The sequence below is a fragment of the uncultured Aquincola sp. genome (assembly GCF_964001545.1).
Lineage (GTDB): Bacteria > Pseudomonadota > Gammaproteobacteria > Burkholderiales > Burkholderiaceae_C > Aquincola.
In genome coordinates this window covers 1-1568 of record NZ_CAXFDV010000868.1, presented here as the reverse complement: position 1 = coordinate 1568, position 1568 = coordinate 1, and the positions used below count along the sequence as shown (strand labels likewise).

Below are 1568 nucleotides of genomic sequence, written 5' to 3'. Positions count from 1 at the left end.
GTGTGGTTCAACTCGACTTCCTGAGTACGGGCGCCGTCGAAGGTGGTGGTGCCCAGGACCGTGGTGCTGCCGGTGGCGTAGCGCCCAGCCGTCGCACCGCCCAACGTGCCGCCGCGAAAGTCCAGGCTCTGCACGGTGACATGGCCGGTGCCCGTGAGTTGCCCGCCCGCCATTTGCAGTGCGGCCAGCGTGTGGTCGCTTTGGTGCGACAAGGAGCCGCGCAGCAGCTTGAGGTCGCCGTTCAGCGCTGAGCCGGCTGTCAGCAGCACGCCTGCACCATCGACAGTGACCAGGCCCGCGTTGTCGATGGCGCCGCTGATGGTCGCGCTGCTGTTGTAGAACGCCAGGACAGCACCTCGATCGACCACCGTGCGGCCCGACAGTCGGCCGTCGCCCTCCATCTGAAAAGTGCCATCCTGCACGTGCAAGAGGCCGTCGTTTTCGAAGCGTGCGGCGCGGGTGGTGCCGCTGCCTTGGCGCAGGTAGCTGCCGTTGTTGACGAAGGTGCCAATGCCGCCGTCGTGCAGCCGCTTGCTGGCGGTGGTACTGCCCGCCCCTAGGTCGGTGAAGGTGGCGTTGTTGACGATGGTGCCGCCGTCGATGCTGCCTCTGATGGAGCCATTGCCGACAGTCCAGCTGGCGTTACCCTGAAGCGTCAGCGTGTGGTTCAACTCGACTTCCTGAGTACGGGCGCCGTCGAAGGTGGTGGTGCCCAGGACCGTGGTGCTGCCGGTGGCGTAACGCCCAGCCGTCGCACCGCCCAGCGTGCCGCGCTGGAAGTCCAGGCTGCCGATGGTCAGAGAGCCATCCCCCCAGAGCCGGCCGCCTGTCATCAGCAAGCTGCCGACGCTGCGGGCGCCGGACACCCAGCTGCTGCCGGCTGCGATCTGCGCCGAATCATCCGGCCCCGGAACGCCCAGGCCGGTCCATTGGTTGGCATCGCTCCAGTCGCCGGACTGCCCCTTCCAGAGGAAATCGACCGCGCCGGCCGGGGCGTGCAGCGCCGCGATGGCCAGTGTCAACAGCGCCCACCGTGACGGCGGACGATGGCGTGGGCGGCGGCAGGTCGGGCGACCGGAAATGGGGCTGCTGAGCGTGCGGTGCATGTGGGTCTCCTCCGGGTGGGCACGATGTGTTCCACCAGAGACGAGCCACAGTTCGATTTGTCAGGCGCCGCTGGCGTCAAACCTCGCAGCGGCACCCACGCGGGAGGATCAAAAATGCCCCGTCAGGTCCTCACCGAACCGGTTGTGCCCCACCGTGCCGCGGCGCAGGCCGTTGTCGATCAGCGCCCACAGCCAGCCGATCAGCGGCAGCAGCGCCACCAGCACCCACCAGCCCGACTTGTCGCGGTCGTGCCAGCGCTTGACCGACACCGCCAGCACCGGCCACAGCAGCAGCAGGTTCACCCACTCTTCGGCCTGCTGGGCGCCGAAGCCCATGATGCGCAGCAGCGCCGTCACCAGCGCGCCGACGCCGATGGGGCCCGCCACGGCATACAGCCACCACACCTTGCGCGGCACCCGGCCACGCAGGCTGAACAGGATCTGCAGCGGCGTCATCGGCTC

At 68.6% G+C, this 1568-nt stretch carries 2 protein-coding genes; both read right to left on the bottom strand.

Features of this window, described 5'->3' with window-relative positions; genetic code table 11:
- The coding region (locus ABNT58_RS29870) for a hypothetical protein (protein WP_348756980.1) at positions 1–1106 on the bottom strand (1106 nt) is incomplete at its 3' end.
- A gap of 108 nt (positions 1107–1214) precedes the next feature.
- The coding region (locus tag ABNT58_RS29865; RefSeq protein WP_348756979.1) for a DUF805 domain-containing protein at positions 1215–1568 on the bottom strand (354 nt) is incomplete at its 5' end.